Genomic DNA, 21,815 nt, shown 5'->3' on the forward strand with positions numbered 1-21,815 from the left:
CGTCCTTCCCTTCTGCTTTTATAAGGAGTTAGGATAAGCTACATAATTGCTTCCACTGCCTGACGCACCACCTTGGGTTTACCCAGCGTGTAATAGTGCAATACCGGCACGCCAAAGGCTTTCAGTTCTTTCGACTGTGCAATGAGCCACTCAGTACCCACTTGTTCCACATCCTTGTCTGTTTTGCATTTCAGGATTTCTGTAGAGAGGTCTGTAGGAAGGTCCACATGGAAAATACGTGGCAGCATGGTCATTTGCTTCCTGGAAGTTAATGGCTTCAGCCCGGGGATAATAGGCACGGTGATACCCATTTCACGGCATTTGTTTACGAAGTCGAAGAACTTCTGGTTGTCGAAAAACATTTGAGTAACGATATAATCGGCCCCGTTTTCCACCTTACGTTTCAGGTGCGACAGGTCTGTTTGCATATTGGGGGCTTCAAAATGTTTTTCGGGGTAACCGGCTACGCCGATGCAGAAATTGGTTTTTACACCGCTTTGCAGATCATCTTCCAGGTAAACGCCGTTATTCATATGTGCCACCTGGTCCAGCAAATCAATTGCATAGCTGTGTCCATGCGGGTCGGGTTCAAAGAAAGTTTCATTTTTGGGAGCATCTCCACGTAAAACCAGTACATTGTCGATACCCAGGAAGTTAAGGTCTATCAGGGCATTTTCTGTTTCTTCCCGGCTAAAACCACCGCAAATGAGGTGTGGTACCGCATCTACGTTATAATGGTTCATAATGGCCGCGCAAATACCCACGGTGCCGGGGCGTTTACGGATTTCCACCTTTTCAAAGGATCCGTCCGCCTTTTTCTTGAACATATGCTCGCTGCGGTGATAGGTCACATTGATAAATGCGGGCTTGAATTCCATCAGCGGATCCAGGTGGTCGTAGATAGACTCAATACTCTTTCCTTTAAGCGGAGGAAGGATTTCGAAAGAAATCAGGGTGTCTTTGGCCTTGGCAATATGTTCAGTTACTTTCATAAAGTTATAAGCTTTGAGGAAGGCGGCTGGATATAAAGCCAGCTTCCTGCTAAAATTACGCGGGCAAAAATAAGATATCCCCTTATTATTATCAGATCATTTTTAATCTTAGGATAACTATAACTAGGCTAACTGAATGAATTGTTTATTTTTGCTAAGTTTGATCATATGACATTAAGAATACATACAGACCAGCTGGTAAAGCGTTACGGCAACAGAACCGTGGTAAACCACGTATCTGTGGAAGTGTCTCAGGGGGAGATTGTAGGGCTGCTGGGGCCAAACGGCGCCGGTAAAACCACCTCCTTTTACATGGTGGTGGGGCTTATTAAGCCCGATGAAGGGAATGTGTACCTGGATGGCCAGAACATTACCAAGCTGCCCATGTACAAGCGGGCGCAGATGGGCATTGGTTATCTGCCGCAGGAGGCTTCCGTGTTCCGGAAGCTGAGCGTGGAGGATAATATTTCCGCTGTGCTGGAAATGACTACCCTGAAAAAGGCAGAGCAGAAAGAGAAGCTGGAAAGTCTTTTGTCTGAGTTCCGGCTTACGCACGTAAGAAAAAGCCCTGGCGACGTATTGAGCGGGGGAGAACGCCGTCGTACCGAGATCGCACGCGCCCTGGCCGTAGACCCGAAGTTTATCCTGCTGGATGAGCCTTTTGCCGGTATCGACCCCATTGCCGTAGAGGATATCCAGGGAATAGTAGCCAAACTGAAATACAAAAATATAGGTATCCTGATCACCGACCACAACGTTCAGGAAACATTGTCCATTACTGACCGGGCTTATTTATTGTTTGAAGGTAAAATCCTGAAATCAGGATCTGCCGAAGAGCTGGCAGCCGATGAACAGGTAAGAAAAGTGTATCTTGGCCAGAATTTTATTCTTCGCCGTAAAGATTACCTGGACGAAGCAGCTAAACAATAAAAATAATTCTACAGCATCCTATATGAGAATTTTAAGTCCTGCAATATCACAACTGGCAAGATTGCGAATGGGGCGTATTGCGTATTTCATGCAGTATCCCGTGCAGGTGCAGCAGCAGGTATTCCAAAACCTTATCAGTGCCGCCCAGTATACCGAATTCGGTAAGCAGTACGGCTTTTCAAAGATTTATAAGATAGACGAATATAAACAGCGCGTTCCTATTCATACTTATGATACCATCAAGCCTTATATACAGCGCACGATGGAGGGACAGCAGAATGTACTCTGGAATACACCCATCAAATGGTTTGCAAAATCCAGCGGTACCACCGCGGATAAAAGCAAATTTATCCCTGTAACAGTGGAAAGCCTGGATGAATGCCACTATCGCTCCGGCAGGGATGTGATCTCCCTTTATTACAATAATTTCCCCGACTCCGATGTATTTACCGGTAAATCACTGGTAATAGGGGGTAGTCACCAGGTGAACAAGCTTTCCGAAAACAGCGATTCCTATTTTGGTGACCTGAGCGCTGTAATGCTCCAGAATATGCCGTTTTACGGCAATATGATCCGTACTCCGGACCTGGAAATAGCGCTCATGGACGAATGGGAAGAGAAAATAGAACGTATGGCCAACGCCGTGATCCATGAAAATGTAACCTCTATTGCAGGGGTGCCTACCTGGACCATTGTGCTGATCAAACGTATTTTTGAACTCACCGGTACCGACAACCTGGCCGATGTATGGCCTAACCTGGAGCTTTATATGCACGGCGGCGTAAGCTTCACCCCTTACCGCGAGCAGTTTAAAAAACTGATCCGCAAGCCTTTAATGCATTACCAGGAAACTTATAACGCTTCCGAAGGCTTTTTTGCAGCCCAGGATGTGGTAGGAGAAGAAGGGCTGTTGCTGTTCCTCAACCACGGCATCTTCTATGAGTTTATGCCAATGGAGGAACTGGACAAGGAAAATCCGCAAACCCTGCAACTGCAGGAAGTGGAGCTGGGTAAAAATTATGCCCTTGTGATCAGCACCAATGGCGGCTTATGGCGCTATATGGTAGGAGATACCATCCAGTTCACCTCCCTGATTCCTTACCGTATTAAAGTCAGCGGCAGAACAAAATCGTTTATTAATGCCTTCGGTGAAGAGGTGATCGTGGAAAATTCAGATACTGCAGTGGCCAAAGCCTGCGAAGCTACGGGTGCAGTGGTAAATGACTACACCGCAGCCCCCGTTTATTTCAGTGATCATGGCAACGGCGGGCACGAATGGCTGGTGGAATTTGAAGTAGCGCCGGACGACCTGAACCGCTTCATTGCTGTACTGGATAGTACTTTAAAAGCCATCAACTCAGATTACGAGGCCAAAAGATATAAGGATATCGCCCTGCACATGCCGGTAGTACGTGTATTGCCGGAAGGAACTTTTTGTGAGTTCCTGAAAAGCAAGGGTAAGCTGGGCGGACAACATAAAGTTCCACGACTGAACAACGACCGCAAATACCTCGAAGAAATTCTGCAATTTGCGGCGGATCATATGAATGCTTAAAACCTATCAACTATAACATGAAATTACTGGAGAACAAAGTAGCCATAGTAACAGGCGCCAGCCGTGGTATCGGGGAAGCAATTGCTTTGAAATTTGCAGCACAGGGAGCAAACGTAGCATTTACATACGTTAGCTCTGATGAAAAAGCCCAGGCACTGGAAGCAAAGCTCACCGCTTTGGGTGTAAAAGCAAAAGCTTATAAATCCAATGCAGGCGTTTACGAGGAAACTGAAGCGCTGGTAGCGGATGTATTGAAAGAATTCGGAAAAATTGATATTTGTGTGAACAACGCCGGTATCTCCAAAGATAACCTGCTGTTGCGTATGAGTCCTGATCAATGGGATGATGTAATGAACATCAACCTGAAGAGCGTGTATAACATGACCAAACATGTAATACGCCCTATGATGAAGGCAAAAAGCGGTAGCATCATTAATATGAGCTCCGTAATCGGTATCATGGGAAACGCCGGCCAAAGCAGCTATGCCGCTTCTAAAGCCGGTATCATCGGTTTTACCAAGTCCATTGCACAGGAGCTGGGCAGCCGTAACATCCGCTGTAATGCCGTGGCCCCGGGTTTTGTAGAAACAGACATGACCAGCTACCTCAAAGAAGGAGAGGGCGCTGCCAACTATATTGCTCAGATTCCGCTGGGCCGCTTCGGCACACCGGAAGATATTGCCAACGTTTGCCTGTTCCTGGCGTCTGATATGAGCGGTTACGTAACCGGTCAGACAATCAGCACCTGTGGCGGCTTGTGTATGTAATTCAACGAGTTAAAGATGGTAAAACGCGGGTCTATGATCCGCGTTTTTTTATTGAACCTACTTTACGTATCTTTTGCCGCAGTGAACAATCTTGTGGACGAAGGAATACTTTGGAGGAAGTAAGTAAAAATATTAACCGAAAACAACGTCAGCTACCCGCTTTTGAATCATTATTCAAAGAGTATTACGCCGCGCTCTGTACATTCGCCTTTGATTTCGTAAACAGACATGAACTGGCAGAAGAAATTGTGCAGGATACTTTTTTGAAGATATGGGAGAAGTACAGGGAGCTGGACATCCAGGTATCTGAAAAAGCATACCTGTACCGCGCTGTTCAGAATAATTGCCTCAACTACATCAAGCAAAACAAGGTGAAAACGCAATACGGCAGCGAAGAGCTTCAGCAGCTGGAGTCCCGTATTTCCCTGTTCAGCATTGCCTCCGGTCATTCGCCGGCAGAAAAACTCGAACAATCCGAACTGGAGCTGATAGCGGAAAAAGCTATCCGCAAATTACCACCTCAGTGCCAGGATGTATTCCGGCTTAGCCGCTTTGAAGAACTGAGTTACCCCGAAATTTCCCGCCACCTCGGCATCTCCATCAACACCGTCAAAACACAGATGACCCGCGCCCTGCAAAGGTTACGCGACGAACTACTCCCTCTTTTGAAGTAGGGGTTTAAAAAAAACAACATTTATTTTCTTCGCTTGTCACCCTACCCGGCATTAAATGTTGTCTTACTACTTGTTTTCTATATGATGGGTCCTAACTATACACAGGAGCAGGCAGATGACCTGATCGCACGTTTTTTATCCGGTAATATTTCCCCGGATGAGCAGGCAGCGCTAACGCACTGGATCAATGCCTCGGCGGAGAACCAGTCTTATTTCCTTCAGATCAGGGATGCGTGGCAGGCAACGGCACGGGAAGGGAGTTATGATACCGGCGCCGCCTGGGATAGTTTGCAGTATAGTACGGCCATAGAACCGCCATTGGCGGTAAACAAATGGAGGTACTATTTCCGTGTGGCCGCCTCCTATACATTGCCTTTTTTAATCGGCGGCGGCCTGGTGTATGCCTGGGCCTCCGGTAAAAAAGATAACAGCAGTAACGCGCTGGTAACGGTAACCAGCCCGAAAGGGGCTACCACCAAAATTGAATTGTCTGATGGTACGGAAGTATGGCTGAATGCAGGGAGCAAGCTGCAGTATGCACAGTCGTACAACCTCCGCGGCCGCGAAGTAAAACTGGAGGGAGAGGCCTTCTTTAAAGTGCATACCAACGCACAAAAGCCTTTTACGGTAAGAGCCTCCGACCTGAGAATACTCGCGCTGGGTACATCTTTCAATGTAAAAGCATACCCGGAAGATAAAACCGTAGTAACCACGCTGGTAGACGGAGAAGTGAAGATAGACGGCAGCAAAACCACTACGCCTTTCGGACTTATGATGAAACCACATCAACATGTTGTGTATAAAAAACCGTTGTCAAACGGCAGTGAACAATTGAAAACGCCTGTATCTGGCGGAGACAGCTCCACCGCTGCTCCGATAGAAAGCAGGGAAGTGAACAATACGGAAATATATACCGCCTGGAAAGACGGCAACTGGATAGTGGCCGCTCAAACCATGGAAGAACTGGCGGTAACAATGGAACGCAGGTTTAATGTAAAGGTGATCTTTAAAGAACAGGAACTGAAAGAATACCGCTTCAGTGGCACTTTCCGTCAGGAAACGCTGGAACAGGTACTGAACATTCTAAAGCTCACAGCACCGCTGAAATACGCCATCAACAAAGGAGTAGTTACTCTGGCGCTGGACGAAGAGCTGAGAGAAAAATATAATAAAGCATTTAAAAGCCGGTAATGGCCGGATAGAAGGGACAACCATCATTCAATCACCTGTAAAACCAACTTACATGCCCGACATGAAGGACTAAAAAAATTGGGGTAATGCGACTTACCCCAATCAACGAAAATCACTTAATGGCGAATTGCCTTTGCGACGGGCAATCGCCGTAATTATCGTTTAACTAAAATCTATACAAGTTTATGAAATCCACTGCAAACCTGGCGGCATTATTTTGCCCCGGGCGAAAATTATTGCTCATGATGAAATTGACGGGTCTGCTGATTTTCGGAGGTTTTTTACAGGTATCCGCTAATGCATACGCGCAGGATAATATAAAAGAACTGCATGCTGAAAATAAAAGCGTGAAAGATGTATTTAAACTCATCGAAAACAACAGCAATTATCGCTTCTTCTACAACGAGAACTTTACTGATCTGAATAAGGCAGTGACTATTGATGTGAAAGATAAAAAGATCAGTGAAGTGCTGAAGGAACTCTTCAACAACTCCAATGTTACCTTCCGCGTGCTGGAAAACAACCTGGTGGTGATTACTCCCACCGGTACCGCACAGGTAAAAGTAACAGGATATGTAACAGACGCCACTACCAAAGATCCGTTGCCCGGTGTAACGATCACCGTAGAAGGCGCCAGCACCGGCGCCGTAACAGATGCTACCGGTAAGTTCACTATCCAGGCACCTTCGGAAAACAGCGTGCTGATATTTTCCTATATCGGCTACCTGCAACAGAAAGTAGCAATAGGCGGCCGCTCTGAACTCAATATTAAACTGGAACCGGATACCAAGAAACTGGAAGAAGTAGTAGTAATGGGTTACACCACCACTACCACCAAAAACCTCACCGGTGCAGCGCAGGCAGTAAGCGGCGCTAAACTGAAAGACGTTACTGCCAGCAGCATGGATAAAATGTTGCAGGGTAAAGTAAGCGGCGTATTTGTAGGAAATACTTCCGGAGATCCTGCCTCGGCGCCCGTGATCCGCATCCGTGGTAACGGAACCCTTACTGCGGGCAACTCTCCCCTGGTAGTTGTAGATGGTATCATAGGCGGATTACCCAACCCCAGCGATATTGAAAGCGTTACCATCCTGAAAGATGCCGCCGCTACTACACTGTACGGCGCCCGCGCCGCCAACGGCGTAATGGTAATTACCACCAAAAGAGGTAAAGCCGGCAAAACCCAGGTAAACTTCCGCACCAACGTAGGAACCGCCCAGCTCAATACAGGACATTTCCATCTCATGAACGGAACAGACCTGTACGACCTGCAGAAAGCCGCAGGCGCTACGCTGGATCCATCTCTCCGTAATATCAATACCAACTGGCAGAAGCTGGCCTTCCAGAATGCCACCAACCAGAACTACGAATTATCTACCAGCGGTGGTAACGAAAAAACAAAGTTCTACCTGGGCGGTAACTACTATAAAGAAGATGGTATCCTGAAAGGTACCGGGGTAGAGCGTTTCAGCGCCCGCCTCAACCTGGATCATAACATCACCGATAAGTTCCGCATCAGCGCCAACTTCGCCGGAACGCAAACTTCCGACCACGATAATTCAAACGGCTCATTGTATCAATACTATACCAATCTCCCCTGGGACAAGGCATACGACGAACAAGGCAAGCCGGTAAACCCGCTCACCGCCGCTACCTGGTACGGAAGGGATATGACTAACTTCCTCTACGACCAGCAGTATAATTATATTAAAAACAAAAGGCAGTCGCTCGAAGCACTGGTGAAACTGGAATACGACATCACCAAATGGTTGTCCTTCAGCTCAACCAACCGCGCACAGTATTACCACTTCAACCAGGAAAGCAACGGCGATGTGCGGACTTCTTCCGGCACCGACGACCGTGGCAACCTGTATAATTACTACCAGGATTCTGCGAGCTATATCAGCTCCAACCTGTTGAAAGCAAGATATACCATCAATAAGGTGCATAACATCGACGGACTGGTGGGCGCTGAGTTCCAGCAGGCCAATCTTAATGATATCAATGCAAAAGGTAAAGGTATCCTGCAGGGAGTAGAGGTACTGGATGGTACTTCTTCGCCGATGTCTATTGGCGGTACTAAAATAGCCCGCGCCTTTAACTCCTATTTTGTACAGGCGAACTATAACTACAATTATAAATATTACTTCACTTCTTCCTTTAGAAGAGATGGATCTTCCAAGTTTGGCGCCAACCAGCAGTATGGTAACTTCTATGCCTTCGGCGCATCCTGGGCAGCATCTGAAGAAAATTTTATTAAACAGATAAAAGCCATCACCAACCTGAAGTTAAGGGCCAGCTACGGAACTACCGGTAACGCGGAAATAGGCGACTACAGCGCTATTGGGGCCTATTCGATCAATACGCAGTACAACGGTTTCCCCGGTGCTTACCAAAGCGTGTATAATGTGCCGAACCCTTTCCTGGGAAAAAGCATACAATACCAACATTGGTATCGACCTGGGATTATTTAACCGCATTAACCTGACCGTGGAATTATACCAGAAAGATAACAAAGACCTCCTGTTCAATGTGCCGCTGCCTGCTACTGCCGGTTACAGCTACATTTCACAGAACGTAGGATCTGTGCGTAACAAAGGACTTGAAATCAACCTGAGTACAGATAACCTCGTAGGCGCCTTCAAATGGAGCACCGACTTCAACATCGGCTTCAATAAAAACAGGGTAACCGAACTGTATACCGGGAAGAACCAGATCGTAGATCCGATCAGCGGCTATTTCATCCTGCAACAGGGTCAGGATATGCGCAGTTTCTACATGCGTAAATGGGCCGGTGTAGATCCTGCCAATGGTGATCCGCTGTGGGAAAAACTCGTGACAGATGCCAATGGCAACGTAACCGGTAAAACCACTACCAATAACTATAACGATGCGTCCCTGCAGATTGTGGGTTCTGCCACGCCGAAATTCTTTGGTGGTATGCGTAATACGTTCTCCTATAAAAATTTCCAGCTGAGTGCCTTCCTGGCGTTTGTTTCCGGTAATGATGTGTATAACAGCACCCGTGAACTGATGGACAATGACGGCGCATATTATACCTATAATATGATGTCGCTGGATAAAGACTGGAGCCGCTGGGAAAAGCCAGGTGATGTGGCTACCCATCCAAAGTATACTATCAAAGGAAATAAAAACTCACACAAACCATCTTCCCGTTTCCTGGAAGACGGAAGCTACCTGCGTCTGAGAAACGTAAACCTGAGCTATGCGTTGCCGAAGGCCTGGCTGGACCGCGCGCATATTGGAAACGCCAGAATTTCTATTGGCGGTGATAACCTGTGGACCTTAACCAAATTCTCCGGTCTGGATCCGGAAGTAGATGATCGCGGTATTAACTACATCAAGTATCCGTCCAGCACCAAGTGGTTTGCAGGCCTTGAAATTAATTTTTAACAGGAGCTAAAAAGAGATGATCATGAAACACATGTCAAAATATTTTGCAGGGCTGTTGCTGTTATCAGTGGCCACTTCCTGCTCATTGAAGAAAGACCCGTACAGTGCTGTTCCGGATGATAATATTCTGAAAGATGAAACCAAATGGCCGGCGGCTACTGTAGGTAATTATGCGTTACTGAAAGAAGAAAACTTTACGCGCAACTATTTCCAGATGGGAGAGTTCCCCAGTGACGATGTAGCGTTGAGCGGCGCTACTACTGATGCGCTTTTTTATTCATACACTTACGGGCACCTGACCAACCAGGCCAACGCATTGCAGATCTGGCGGGCAGGATATAAGGCGATCAACGGCTGTAATAAGCTGCTGGAGGTAATGACAGAAGGTAAGTCGGACGCCGTGAATAAGATGATCGGGGAAAACCTGTTCATCCGCGCCTTTGTGCATTTCAGCCTGGTAAGGTCTTTCGGCCGCCCTTACACACAAAGCCCGGCAACCAACCTGGGGGTACCGGTGGTAACCAAATTTGATATAACTGCCATGCCTAAACGTAGCACTGTACAGGATGTATACGCGCAGGTGGTAGCAGATCTGAAGAAAGGAAAAGACCTGATGGACAACTCCAACACCAACAGCTATGCCACCAAATACGGCGCTATGGCTTTACTGGCGAGGGTGTATCTCTATATGGGAAAAAATGATTCTGCCCGTATTTATGCAGATTCTGTTATCACTTCGGGACAGTATTCCCTGGTGAATACTTCTGATCTTCCCGGTTATTACACCAAAACCAATGAAAACAACAAGGAAACCATCTTCGCTATTCATCATACCCTGCAGGACGACCGTACCTGGAGCTCTATCGGCTCTATGTATTATATGTCGCCCGGTGGTATGGGCTATGGCGAAATGTATGCTTCCCAGTCGTACCTCGACCTGCTGCACAAATACCCGGCAGATGCCCGTAACTCCTTTGTGCAGGCCGTATACCTGAAAGGCGCTGATGGCCGGGATTCCGTGAATGCCGGCGGCCAGAAAGTAATGGCTTCCCGCAATGGCGTTCCAAAATGGTACGTGCTGAAATATTCCAACCAGGATAACGTGCCTACCCTCAGTTCACCGGTGGTATTGCGCCTGGCTGAAATGTACCTGATCCGTGCGGAAGCGAATGCGAAGCTGAACAACAACGCTGCCGCCATCGATGATGTGAATACCATCCGTAAAAGGGCCGGGTTAAGCGGCGCGGCGCTGTTTACCGTATCTGACCTGCATGGCTATCCTTCCGTGCTGGATGTAGTACTGGACGAACGCCGCCTGGAACTTGCCTTTGAAACACATCGTGTATTTGACCTGTTCCGCAATAACCGGAATGTATACCGCAATTATCCCGGCGTACAAAATAATCCGCAAACAGTTTCTTATACAGATGCAAGGGTGGTACACTTTATTCCTGAACAGGAAATATTGCTTGATCCTAACCTGGTGCAAAACCCGATTCAATAGTATTACCCGGTGAAAGCCCCGTTCTGCGGGGCTTTTGCTTTTATAAAATAATCGGGAAAAGAAACCGCAACAGTAGTAAATTTATAACCGGTGAACATTTAAAAAATTGCTTATTCTTCATGTATCAGACAAACCACCCTTCCCGCAATTTCAGGAGAGGATTGCTGCTGGCAGGACTTACTTTCAGCTTCCTTACCACAGCACTCGCCCAGGAATTGAAGTATACCAATGGCAACAATAACTGGAACGCAGACTCGCTCGGTAACCACCGTGTGGTAGTTTCCTTTAATGGCGCCGCCGGCGTAGCCCGCGTTATAATCCCCTGGCGCCGTAGAGACGAGCATCCGGAGCTGAAACGTATCATTATTGAAGATGCAAAAACAAAGCAAAAAATTACCAATGTAAAAACGTTGACACTTAACCGTGAGCAAGGCGATATCTGCTTTGAACCAACTTCCGGTAAAGGCGACTACTATATTTATTACCTGCCGTCCAAAAACGAAGGCCGCGACAACTACCCGAAAGGCGTGTACCTGGCGCCGGAACAAACCGCCGATAACAACTGGCTGCAATCCATACCAGCGGGCATAAAGCCCAATACCACAGTGAAGCAACTGGAAGCTATTGACAGCTTCAATACTTTCTACCCGATGGAAGTAATCGCCACGGAAGCAGAAAGAAAGCAGCTGCTGCTGAAACATCCGGGTGGCGGCTATATGCTGTTTCCCGAAGACCGGCAGTTCCCTATTAAAATGACGGACGACCTGCCACAGCGTTGGATAAAGAAAGGGCCTTCCCAATCCTTCTCCGGCAAAGCCGATAAAGGCGAATACTATGCCTTTCAGCTGGGCGTTTATGCCCGCCATGAAATGAAGGATGTGCAGATTTCTTTTGCCGACCTGAAAACCACTGGCGGACAAACCATCCCGGCAATGCAACTCAACTGTATCAATACCACCGGTACCACTTACGATGCCAAACCTTTTTCGGCAACGGTGAATATCCCCGAAGGAAAAGTACAGGCCCTGTGGTGCGGGATAGATGTGCCGGAAAACGCTGCAGCAGGCATCTATAAAGGTATTGCCACCATAAAGGCAGCCGGCATGCCTGCCATGCCAATAAGAATCACACTAACGGTAACGAATAAACTGGCCGTGAACAGTGGCTTTAATGAGCCCTGGAAACAAACCCGCCTGAAATGGCTAAACTCCACGCTGGCACAGGACGATGCCGTGATTGCACCTTACACGCCACTGGAAATGAAAGACAGCGTGATCAGTTTACTGGGCCGTAAAGTAGGTATCCATAAAGATGGCTTCCCTGCGCAGATCCAGACTTTTTTCACGCCTGAAATGACGTCGCTGTCTGCACAACCTAAAAATATTTTCACCGAACCGGTACATTTCCATTTCATTGAAGCCGCTACAGGAAAGGATCTTCGCTGGCAAAGCAATGGCTGGAAAGTTACCAGTCAAACGCCGGGGAAAATCAGCTGGAAAGCGGTGAACACTACTGCCGGCCTGGAGATGGAAGTAACCGGCACCCTGGAATTTGATGGTTTCCTCGACTATACCGTGAAAGTAACAGCGCTGGAAGACGTATCCCTGAAGGATATCACGATGCACCTGCCGTTTGATAAAGGCGCTGCAAAGTACATGATGGGGCTGAACCAGAAAGGTGGCGTACGCCCGGAGAATATCGACTGGAAGTGGGACGTGAAAAATAAAAACCAGGATGGCGCCTGGATTGGCGATGTGAACGCAGGCATCCAGTTTAACCTGCGGGATGAAAATTATGTACGCCCGCTGAATACAAACTTCTACCTCCAGAAGCCGCTGCTGCTGCCCACTTCATGGGGTAATGGCGATAAAGGCGGTATCACCGTGGGCGAAAAAGGAAAGGCTATACTGGTAAATAACTATAGCGGTGAAAGAACGCTGCATAAGGGAGAGGTACTGTATTACAACTTCCACCTGATCATCACGCCATTCCACCCGGTTAACACCGATTTCCAGTGGTCTACCCGTTTCTATCACCGGTATAATAACCTCGACAGCATCAAGGCTACCGGCGCTACGGTGGTAAACATTCACCATGGCAACGAGATTAACCCCTGGATCAACTATCCGTTCATTGAATGGAAGGCGATGAAGGACTACATTGCGGAAGCGCATCAGAAAGGACTGAAAGTTAAGATCTATAATACCGTAAGGGAGTTATCGAACCATGCCTGGGAAACCTTCCCGCTGCGCAGTTTAGGGCATGAAGTATACAGTCCGGGTAAGGGTGGCGGCTTCTCCTGGCTGCAGGAGCATGTAGGAAAAGACTACATCGCGGCGTGGTTTGTACCGGAGTTTAAGGATGCCGCCATCATCAACAGTGGCATGAATCGCTGGCATAACTACTATGTGGAAGGGATGAACTGGCTCGTGCAAAACGTAGGGATCGATGGTATTTACCTGGACGACGTAGCTTTTGACCGGGTAACCATGAAACGTGTGAAACGCGTGCTGACAAAGGATAATCATCCGGGCATTATTGATCTGCATTCGGCCAACCAGTATAACAAATCCGATGGGTTTATTAACAGTGCGGTGCTTTATATGGAGCACTTCCCTTACCTGAACAGGCTTTGGTTTGGGGAGTACTTTGATTATGAAAAAAACAATCCTGATTTCTTCCTCACAGAAGTAAGCGGTATTCCTTTTGGCCTGATGGGCGAAATGCTCCAGGATGGCGGTAACCAGTGGCGGGGTATGGTGTATGGTATGACCAACCGCATGCCGTGGACTGCTACTTCCGATCCGCGTCCTATCTGGAAAGTGTGGGATGATTTTGGTATGCAGGGAACAAAGATGATTGGTTACTGGGTAGAAAATAACCCGGTTAAAACCAACAACCCGTTGGTACCGGCCACCATTTACCGTAAGGATGGCGCAGTACTGGTATCCCTCGCCAGCTGGGCGCCGGAAAACACCACCATTAAACTCACCATCGACTGGAAAGCACTGGGCATAGACCCTACAAAGGCAACGATAACGGCGCCGGACATACGCAACTTCCAGCAAGGGCAGGTATTTGGTAAAGATGCCAGTATCCCCGTAGAAAAGAACAAGGGCTGGCTGCTGATTATAAAGTAGATCGCCAGCGGATGTTGTCTTGCTCAGGATTACGCTGATTTTACTGATTAGTTTGATTTTTACTTCTGGATTTTATAAAGGATTAAGGGAGATAGAAGCGGATATATTCGCTTATCTCCCTTAATTATATCTTAAGAAAATCAAAAAAATCCAAAAAGTAAAAATCAAACTAATCAGTAAAATCAGCGTAATCCTGAGCAAGACAAACTCCGCGTTAAAAGCGTTTACCCGGTACGTTTACCCGGAATGTTTCCACGCATTTACGGTCTTGCAGGGTTACGTATACGGTTTTGCCGTCTTTATCCCCGAATACCAGGTTGCTGCATTGTTTTCCTTTGAGGGGTACCTCCTGGATCAGTTTTTCCTGTTGGCGAGAGTACGGCGATCACGCCTTTTCCCCACCGGGCTACGTAGAGGTTGCCTACTTTGTCGCATTTCATTCCGTCGAAACCAAAGTCGGGGAAGCTGGCGAATAAGGTTTTACGGGAGATGTTACCTGCTTTATCCACCTTGTATTTCCAGATCTTGCGTTGCACGCTTTCGTTCACATATAATATTTTTTCGTCGGGACTGAGTTCAATGCCGTTGGTGGTGCCCATATTGCCTTCAAGCAGGATGGGGGTGTGGTGGCCCGGGTCTATCCGCCAGATCTGGCCGGTGTTGCTGGCCCATTTCGGGTCGGTAACGAAGATCTGGTCCTTGCTGTTGATACAGAGATCATTGGGCTGGTTGAACTGATCGGAGTGAACGTATACGCCTACTTTTTTGGTTTTCATATCAATGGTGAGCACATTATGCCGGATGAAATCAGGGAGAAACATGGTTCCTTTGCTGTTGAAATGAATGCCGTTGGCTACGCTGCTATCGGGGAGGGTAACGAATATTTCACCGGCGCCGGTTTTGGTATTTATTTTACCGATGGTGCCATCCTGTTGAAAATTTACCACGTAAAAATTGCCTGCTTTGTCAAAGTTGGGTCCTTCAATATTTACGGAAAACATATTTTCTGCCGTGAGGTCGCGGGTTTCGAATACGGGTCTGTTGGTATTTTTTTGCTGCGCCATCAGCGGGAGGCCGTATCCGGCCGTCATTGCCAGCAGGCAGATATATTTTCTCATGTTCGTTTTGTTTTGAAACTTTAAATTAAGGAACTATTCCAGATTTTTCAGCGTATATGGATGGGAGGGAGGGTATGTAATGAAATTATCAAGAAATAATTACCGGGAGAAACGGATCTGTTGCCTGTCAACTAATTTATTAATTTTGCGCCCATGATCCATGTTTCGGAGTTTAAAGATTTGGCGCAATTAACGATACACAAGGTAGGGAATCCCACTAACGATGAGGCCCTGCTCTGTTCCAAAGCGCCTTTGCAGCTGGAGGATGAAACGATCAGCCAGTTATTGGTGACTTATTTTATTCAGCCGTTTGCCAATGCAGCAGAGTATTTCAGATTCCGTCATGACGCAGATCTGCAATTGAATGAAATATTTCAATATTGTCGACGTATATTTACTGACCAAAATGAATTCCAGGAGCAGTCGGTCAATATTGCCAAACATCTATATAAACATTCCACCCATCCTAAAATAAAAGGGGGAGAGCTATATATAGCCTACTTTAGCAAGTGCCAGGTGGATGGTGAAGAGGTGGAAGCCATAGGCATTTTTAAGTCGGAGAACCGCGATACCTATTTAAAAGTATTTCTGGCAGACGAGAATTATCAGGTAAATTACGAGGACGGTATAAATATTAATAAGCTGGATAAAGGTTGTCTGGTATTTAATACAGAAGAAACAGAAGGCTTTAAAGTAAGTATAGTAGACAGTAACAGCAAACAAACCGAGGCGGTGTATTGGAAGGATGCCTTTTTACAGGTACAACGCCGGGAGGACAGTTACCATCAGACAGAAACCGCGGTGGACATGTGTAAACAGTTTATACACAACAAATTGCCAACGGAGTATGAGATGGACAGAGTAGATCAGGTAGATCTGTTAAATAAATCAGCCGCTTATTTCAAAGAAAAAGAACAATTCCAACTGGACGATTTTGCGAAAGAGGTACTAGGTCATCCCGACGCTATTGCTTCTTTTAAGGAGTACCGAAACGAATATGCGAATCATTTTCAACAAGATATCCCTGACGAGTTTGAAATATCTGCACCTGCTGTAAAGAAACAGCAGAAAGTATTTAAGAGCATTCTGAAATTGGATCGTAACTTTCATGTATATATTCATGGCAACCGTGAGATGATTGAGCGCGGATTTGATGAAGCCACCAACATGAACTATTATAAACTACTGTTTGAGAATGAAGCGTAAGACCGTGTGATAAGCAGTAGAGGCGCCTGTGGGGTTGATTTTGTGAAGAGATATAAAGTAGCATTTTTTAAGTTTTCTCATAAGCAAAAACCAATTGTTAACAAAGGCTGCCTCGTCTGGGCGGCCTTTTACTTGGTTTTCTCTAACAATTTTTCCTCACCATCTGATATTCAAAAAATAATAGGTCCCGGAAGGGGCATAGTGTATTCGTAGTGTATTCATAGTGCATGGGGAGTGCATTGATAGTGCATCATGAGTCCATGAAGAGTGTATGGATACTCCATGGGATACGCAGGTATGCGGCATGGAAGAGGCATCCGTGAAGTAAGGGTAATGAAGGTCAGTCAGCTCCGTGTGCCGGCTTGAACATATAGGAAACGCTTGCAGTATGCAACAAAAAAGACAACCAGTCCGGTTGTCTTTTTTGTTTTTATTTATTGTCCTTTTTCAGGATTGTTGTTCTTGTTAGGGTTGGGCGGCCGGTGTTTATGCCGTGGTGGACGCCTGTCCTGTTTGGGATTGGTAGGTCCCTGTCCTCCGGGCATGCCTGGTTGGGCTGGTTGCTGACCGGGCTGCTTTGGCGCAGGTTGTCTTTGTCCCTGTTCCTGCCGGTTTGATGGCTGCTCGTTACGGGGTTGTTGTTCACGTCCCTGTTTTGGCTGGCCTCCGCCTTGTTGCCGCTGGCGGTTATCCGGTTTGGGTTTACGCTCTGAAGGCTGGCGGTTGTCGGGCCTTTGACCTGCCTTAGGGGAATCAGTTCTTGGCTGACCCTGGGCTTGTTTAGGTTCTCCGCGTTCGCCACGATCCGGACGTTCGCTACGTTCACCACGATCCGGGCGTTCACCACGCTCGCTGCGTTCTCCTCCGCGTTGTTGTTTTTGTTTGTCTCTATCCTTCTGTTTACGCTTCTGAGCAGTTTTTTCGAGAGATTTCAGACTGATTAATCCCACCACATCTGCGTATCCGAGATCCGCTTCTTTTGGTTTGGCGGTTACTACTTCTACCGGTTTCAGGTCGTCTGGTTTAACGCCCTGCTTGTTCAGGAGGCGTATTTCCTTAGCCCTGGAGATGGTGAGTGGATACTGTTTGTTACTGCCTTCATAAGAGTACCACATGAGGCTTTTGAAGATATCCCGTTTCTGCAGGTGGGCAACGCCGCCGGCAGTTTCAATGTTATCGGCATCGTCGGGGAAATCTTTCAGGGCATCGAGGTAGGTATCGAGCTCATAGTTAAGGCAGCATTTTAAACGGCCGCATTGTCCGGATAGCTTGGCCTGGTTGATAGACAGGTTCTGGTACCGGGCAGCGGTAGTATTCACGCTTTTGAAGTCAGACAGCCACGTAGAGCAGCATAACTCCCTGCCGCAACTGCCGATGCCACCTACTTTTCCGGCTTCCTGGCGGGCGCCTATCTGGCGCATTTCCACCTTGGCCCTGAATTCAGAGGCATATACTTTAATCAACTCCCTGAAATCTACGCGATCATCTGCGGTATAGAAGAAGGTGGCTTTACGGCCATCGGCCTGTATTTCCACTTCTGCCAGTTTCATTTCAAGTCCGAGGTTGCGGGCAAGGGCTCTGGATTTTATGAGCGCCTCTTTCTCGCGGGACTTATTGTCATTCATTCGCTGCAGGTCGTCGTTCGTTGAACGGCGCAGCACTTTTTTTACTTCGGGTGTGTCTTCAGCGCGTCGCTTCTTCATCTGTAGTTTTACCAGTTCGCCCGTCAGGCTCACTGTTCCAACGTCAAAACCGCTGACCCCTTCCACGGTAACCATTTCTCCTTTATCAAAGAATTGTTTGGTTACGTTACGGAAAAAATCCTTGCGGCTGCCATTGTTAAAACTCACTTCTATAATGTCAAATGGTGCTAAGCTATCACCAAGGGGAATATTGGACAGCCAGTCAAACACGTTCAGTCTGTTACAACCTCCTGTGCTGCATCCTCCATTACTCTTGCATCCTGACGGCTTCCCTTCCACACCCGTACCACATCCGGCACAAGCCATATTATTAATTAGTTTAAATTTTATAAATAAGCATTTCAGGTTATTCCAGTTCTTCAAAATACGTTTTTCCTTTCAGAAAAACAAAAGGCCGGAAGCAACAAAGATAGGGAAAAGGAGCTGATAGCTCCGCAGGAAGCCGGTGGTTATTACATAACCGGTATAGGTTTCTTTTTAAATATATATTGCAGCTTGATGGACAGGGCATGAAATAGCATCTTTCCGTTGGCATTGCGTTCTATATAGTAGCTGGCGTTGTTCAGCGCCTCCGTGATTTCCTGCATTTGGTCCAGGTTGGCCAGTTTAGCCAGCTTGGCGGCGAAGTCCATCTCCTCCGTAGAAAAAGCCAGCTGGCTCTTATCCAGGTATTGCAAACGGAGCGTATGTTCCAGCAGGTTAATGAAATAACGGAGGAACTGCTTTTGGTTTTCCCTGCCGGTTTTTGCACTGGAAATCCCTTCTATCCATTCCTGCAGGGCTACCCGGTTGCCGGTAAACAGGTGGTTCAGCCAGCTGCGGAGCAACTCGTGGTAGTCGTCGTCTGAATGCTGCAACAGGTACAAGGCTTCCCGGTAATTGCCTGCTGTAATGGTGGCCATTTGCTGGGCCTTTGCAGGGGGAACATTACTTTTCTGCACCAACGCAGTCACCAGGTCTTCTTTTGCCAGCGGGTTTATTTTGATAAGATGTGTTCTTGATAAGATGGTGGCCAGTATCTGTTCCTGGTTTTCAGCGATCAGGATAAACAGTGTATTCTGAGGGGGTTCTTCGATCAGTTTCAACAGGCGGTTTCCTTCATTGCCCAGGTATTCGGGCATCCACATCACCAGTATTTTATAACCGCTCTCAAAACTTTTCAGGTTCAGTTTATGGATAATGTCCTGGCACTCGGTGGCAGTGATGTTACCCTGTTTGTTTTCGGCGCCTATGAACTGCAGCCAGTCGTACGCATTGCCATAGGCATGCGTTGTTACAAACTCCCGCCATTCGGTAATATAGTCTGTGCTTACTGGTTTATCGCCGGTTTTGCGCGGAATAACCGGGTAGGAGTAATGGATATCCGGGTGTACAAATTGTGAAGCCTTGGTGCAGGCGGAGCATTGTCCGCAGGCATCGTGCGCTTGTTTGTTTTCACAAACCAGGTATTGGGTAAAGGCCAGTCCGAGCGGAAGACCACCTGCACCTTCCGGGGCAAGCAGTATCATGGCATGACTTAGCCGGTTATGCTGTACGGATTGAACGAGCTGTTGCTTTACATCCCCTTGTCCTATAATATCAGAAAAAAGCATGGGCGCAAGATAATGAAAAGGGGGCTAATCAGTTATTGAAGAGATACATAACAGGCATTTTCAAAGGTGCCGGTGCCGCTGATGTTCTTCTCATTATCTGTAAAATAAAAGCTGCCGGATATGGTTTGTGTCCGGAGATTCATTTTACGGATGGTTACACTGGAAGAGTCGGTGGTGAGATAGGTGAATTCCCCATTGTTGTTTTTAACGGCTACGGCCACCAGTCCGCCGGTTTGCACTCCCTGCCGGGTGTAGGTATAAGTTTTCAGGTGCAGGCTGTCATTCTTCAACCCCGCTTCGTCGTACATACCATCCGTGAGATTAAATACCACCCTGCAGGAATCCGATACAGTTTCCACACTGAGGAATTTGAGTCCGCCGGTATCCGTCCGTTCACGGAACAGGAGGCTGCGGCTGAAGGTCATATTGTTGCTGCTGGTTCCTATGTTGGTAACCATTTGCATTTCGGGGCACGAGAGTGAAGGGGGATCTACATCGTGCTGGCACGCGGAAAGTATCAGTAAAAAGCACAGCAGTGCCATTAGCGGCAAGGCGTTATTGGTAGGAACAAAGTAGTGTTTCATGAATACGGTTGCGCGTTGTATATTAATAACAGGATACTTACGTAAACGGATACACGTTTACGCAAGTATCTGCAAAATTTTTTGTTTACGCAAAAGTTGGTAACAGTTATAAAAACTATTTTTCAATGGCCGCAATCACTTCCGCTGACTCAGGTTGAGTTTTGGGAGAAAATACTGCTACCAGGTTACCTTTTTCATCCAGCAGGTATTTCTGGAAGTTCCAGGTAACTTCTGCCGGCTCCATGTGTTTGGCTTTACTTTCATCCAGCAGCCATTTGTACAGCGGATGAATGTCTGTTCCCTTTACAGAAATTTTGGCTGCCATGGGAAAGGTTACTGCATACTGTTTTGTGCAGAATTGTTGTATTTCCTTATTGCTGCCGGGTTCCTGTGAACCAAAGTTATTTGCAGGGAAACCAACGATAACGAGTTTGTCGTGGTATTTCTTGTAGAGTTTTTCCAGGCCTTCATATTGCGGCGTGTTACCACACAGGGAGGCGGTATTCACGATCAATACTTTCTTTCCTTTGTATTTGGAGAAATCGATTTTTCCTCCGTCAACAGCATCTACTTTGAAATCATAAAGATGGGATGAGGCAAAAAGCATAACAACTGATAGTATAGCTAATCTGAACATATAGATTTTTTTTAAAGACAGATTAAAATCCAGCGCGGGGCTGTATTTGTAAAGTTAGCATTCCCGGAATAAAAAAAGAGAAGAATTTAGCCGTCTCATTTCCAGGCATAGGCAAGGCAGCAGATGCTTACCCGGGCGCCCGCCTGTTGAAGGGCCCTGGAGCAGGCTTCGGTGGTGGCGCCGGTGGTAATAACATCATCGACCAGTAGTACGTGCGATCCGGCTGAAAGGTTGCCATTGGCACTGAAGGCGGTGGCCACGTTCTCCCAGCGATCCGTTCGTCCCTTTTTTGTTTGGGTGGCGGTGAACTGTTCCCTGCGGAGCGTGGCCGGATGTACCGGCAGCTGTATTACCTGCGCAATGCCATTGGCCAGCAGGGTGGCCTGGTTATAGCCACGTTTTTTTTCCTTGCGGGGATTGAGTGGAACCGGCGCCACAAAATCGACGGTGCTGATCCAGGCGCTTTCCTGCAGCTGGTAACCGGTTTGTTTACCAAGCCAGGTAGCAATATCCGGACGTTGTCCGTATTTAAACCGGTGGATCAGGTGTTGCAAACCGGACGACTGGTTATAATAATAAGTGGCAGTGGCCTGTTGTACAGGTACCCTTCCGTTGAAGATCTGCGCTACGGGATTATTGGCGTAACGCTGGAAATGGGTGAGGGGTAGGGCCTGCACGCAGCGCAGGCATAACAGTTCATCTGTTTGATGCAGATCAGTGCCGCACAGCTCACAGCAATGCGGATAGAACAGATGAACCAGTGGGGAAAACAAACTGGTGAGCATCGAATGGTTTTTAAAGATATGTG

17 protein-coding genes are annotated in these 21,815 nt (G+C 47.2%); 10 read left to right on the forward strand and 7 right to left on the reverse strand.

Annotated elements, in window-relative coordinates:
* Positions 1-38 precede the first annotated feature (38 nt).
* On the reverse strand, positions 39-992 hold the full coding sequence (gene metF, locus QFZ48_RS11485; RefSeq protein WP_429042904.1) for a methylenetetrahydrofolate reductase [NAD(P)H]: 954 nt from the start codon (positions 990-992) through the stop codon (positions 39-41).
* A gap of 168 nt (positions 993-1,160) precedes the next feature.
* Here metF and lptB point away from each other — a divergent pair, with 168 nt between their 5' ends.
* From lptB to QFZ48_RS11530, 9 genes are all read left to right on the forward strand, one after another.
* On the forward strand, positions 1,161-1,922 hold the full coding sequence (gene lptB, locus QFZ48_RS11490; RefSeq protein WP_370908758.1) for an LPS export ABC transporter ATP-binding protein: 762 nt from the start codon (positions 1,161-1,163) through the stop codon (positions 1,920-1,922).
* Positions 1,923-1,944: 22 nt separating this feature from the next.
* A complete protein-coding gene (locus QFZ48_RS11495) occupies positions 1,945-3,477 on the forward strand; it encodes a GH3 auxin-responsive promoter family protein (protein ID WP_429042902.1) in 1,533 nt (510 codons plus the stop codon).
* Between the two features lie 17 nt (positions 3,478-3,494).
* On the forward strand, positions 3,495-4,244 hold the full coding sequence (gene fabG, locus QFZ48_RS11500) for a 3-oxoacyl-[acyl-carrier-protein] reductase (RefSeq protein ID WP_370908756.1): 750 nt from the start codon (positions 3,495-3,497) through the stop codon (positions 4,242-4,244).
* A 110-nt stretch (positions 4,245-4,354) separates the two neighbouring features.
* Entirely contained in the window at positions 4,355-4,918 is a 564-nt protein-coding gene (locus QFZ48_RS11505) for an RNA polymerase sigma-70 factor (RefSeq protein ID WP_429042898.1), read from the forward strand.
* A gap of 81 nt (positions 4,919-4,999) precedes the next feature.
* Entirely contained in the window at positions 5,000-6,109 is a 1,110-nt protein-coding gene (locus QFZ48_RS11510; protein WP_429042895.1) for a FecR family protein, read from the forward strand.
* A gap of 185 nt (positions 6,110-6,294) precedes the next feature.
* Complete coding sequence (locus QFZ48_RS11515; protein ID WP_429062348.1) at positions 6,295-8,583, forward strand: SusC/RagA family TonB-linked outer membrane protein; 2,289 nt, start codon at positions 6,295-6,297, stop codon at positions 8,581-8,583.
* On the forward strand, positions 8,516-9,523 hold the full coding sequence (locus tag QFZ48_RS11520; RefSeq protein ID WP_429062350.1) for a hypothetical protein: 1,008 nt from the start codon (positions 8,516-8,518) through the stop codon (positions 9,521-9,523). The genes QFZ48_RS11515 and QFZ48_RS11520 overlap by 68 nt, the downstream gene beginning before the upstream one ends.
* Before the next feature lie 22 nt (positions 9,524-9,545).
* Positions 9,546-11,027, forward strand: a complete 1,482-nt coding sequence (locus QFZ48_RS11525; RefSeq protein ID WP_429042889.1) for a RagB/SusD family nutrient uptake outer membrane protein — start codon at positions 9,546-9,548, stop codon at positions 11,025-11,027.
* Positions 11,028-11,146: 119 nt separating this feature from the next.
* Entirely contained in the window at positions 11,147-14,167 is a 3,021-nt protein-coding gene (locus QFZ48_RS11530; RefSeq protein ID WP_429062352.1) for a glycoside hydrolase domain-containing protein, read from the forward strand.
* A 299-nt stretch (positions 14,168-14,466) separates the two neighbouring features.
* Here QFZ48_RS11530 and QFZ48_RS11535 read toward each other — a convergent pair whose 3' ends face one another.
* Positions 14,467-15,285 carry an SMP-30/gluconolactonase/LRE family protein gene (locus QFZ48_RS11535; RefSeq protein ID WP_429062354.1) on the reverse strand — a complete coding sequence of 273 codons (819 nt, stop codon included), beginning with the start codon at positions 15,283-15,285 and terminating at the stop codon, positions 14,467-14,469.
* Between the two features lie 153 nt (positions 15,286-15,438).
* Between QFZ48_RS11535 and QFZ48_RS11540 the strand changes: the two genes are divergently transcribed.
* Positions 15,439-16,491: a nucleoid-associated protein gene (locus QFZ48_RS11540; RefSeq protein ID WP_079471359.1), complete on the forward strand. Its 1,053-nt coding sequence runs from the start codon at positions 15,439-15,441 to the stop codon at positions 16,489-16,491.
* A 434-nt stretch (positions 16,492-16,925) separates the two neighbouring features.
* Here QFZ48_RS11540 and ricT read toward each other — a convergent pair whose 3' ends face one another.
* From ricT to QFZ48_RS11565, 5 genes are all read right to left on the reverse strand, one after another.
* Entirely contained in the window at positions 16,926-18,500 is a 1,575-nt protein-coding gene (gene ricT / locus QFZ48_RS11545) for a regulatory iron-sulfur-containing complex subunit RicT (RefSeq protein ID WP_429042882.1), read from the reverse strand.
* A 146-nt stretch (positions 18,501-18,646) separates the two neighbouring features.
* A complete protein-coding gene (locus QFZ48_RS11550; RefSeq protein ID WP_429062355.1) occupies positions 18,647-19,786 on the reverse strand; it encodes an ATP-binding protein in 1,140 nt (379 codons plus the stop codon).
* Positions 19,787-19,818: 32 nt separating this feature from the next.
* Complete coding sequence (locus QFZ48_RS11555; protein ID WP_429042877.1) at positions 19,819-20,370, reverse strand: hypothetical protein; 552 nt, start codon at positions 20,368-20,370, stop codon at positions 19,819-19,821.
* Between the two features lie 115 nt (positions 20,371-20,485).
* On the reverse strand, positions 20,486-21,007 hold the full coding sequence (locus tag QFZ48_RS11560; RefSeq protein WP_370908746.1) for a glutathione peroxidase: 522 nt from the start codon (positions 21,005-21,007) through the stop codon (positions 20,486-20,488).
* Between the two features lie 95 nt (positions 21,008-21,102).
* Positions 21,103-21,792 carry a ComF family protein gene (locus tag QFZ48_RS11565; RefSeq protein ID WP_429042875.1) on the reverse strand — a complete coding sequence of 230 codons (690 nt, stop codon included), beginning with the start codon at positions 21,790-21,792 and terminating at the stop codon, positions 21,103-21,105.
* Between the last annotated feature and the right edge of the window lie 23 nt (positions 21,793-21,815).

The sequence above is a fragment of the Chitinophaga sp. W2I13 genome (assembly GCF_050434005.1).
In the GTDB taxonomy this organism is placed as follows: Bacteria; Bacteroidota; Bacteroidia; order Chitinophagales; family Chitinophagaceae; genus Chitinophaga.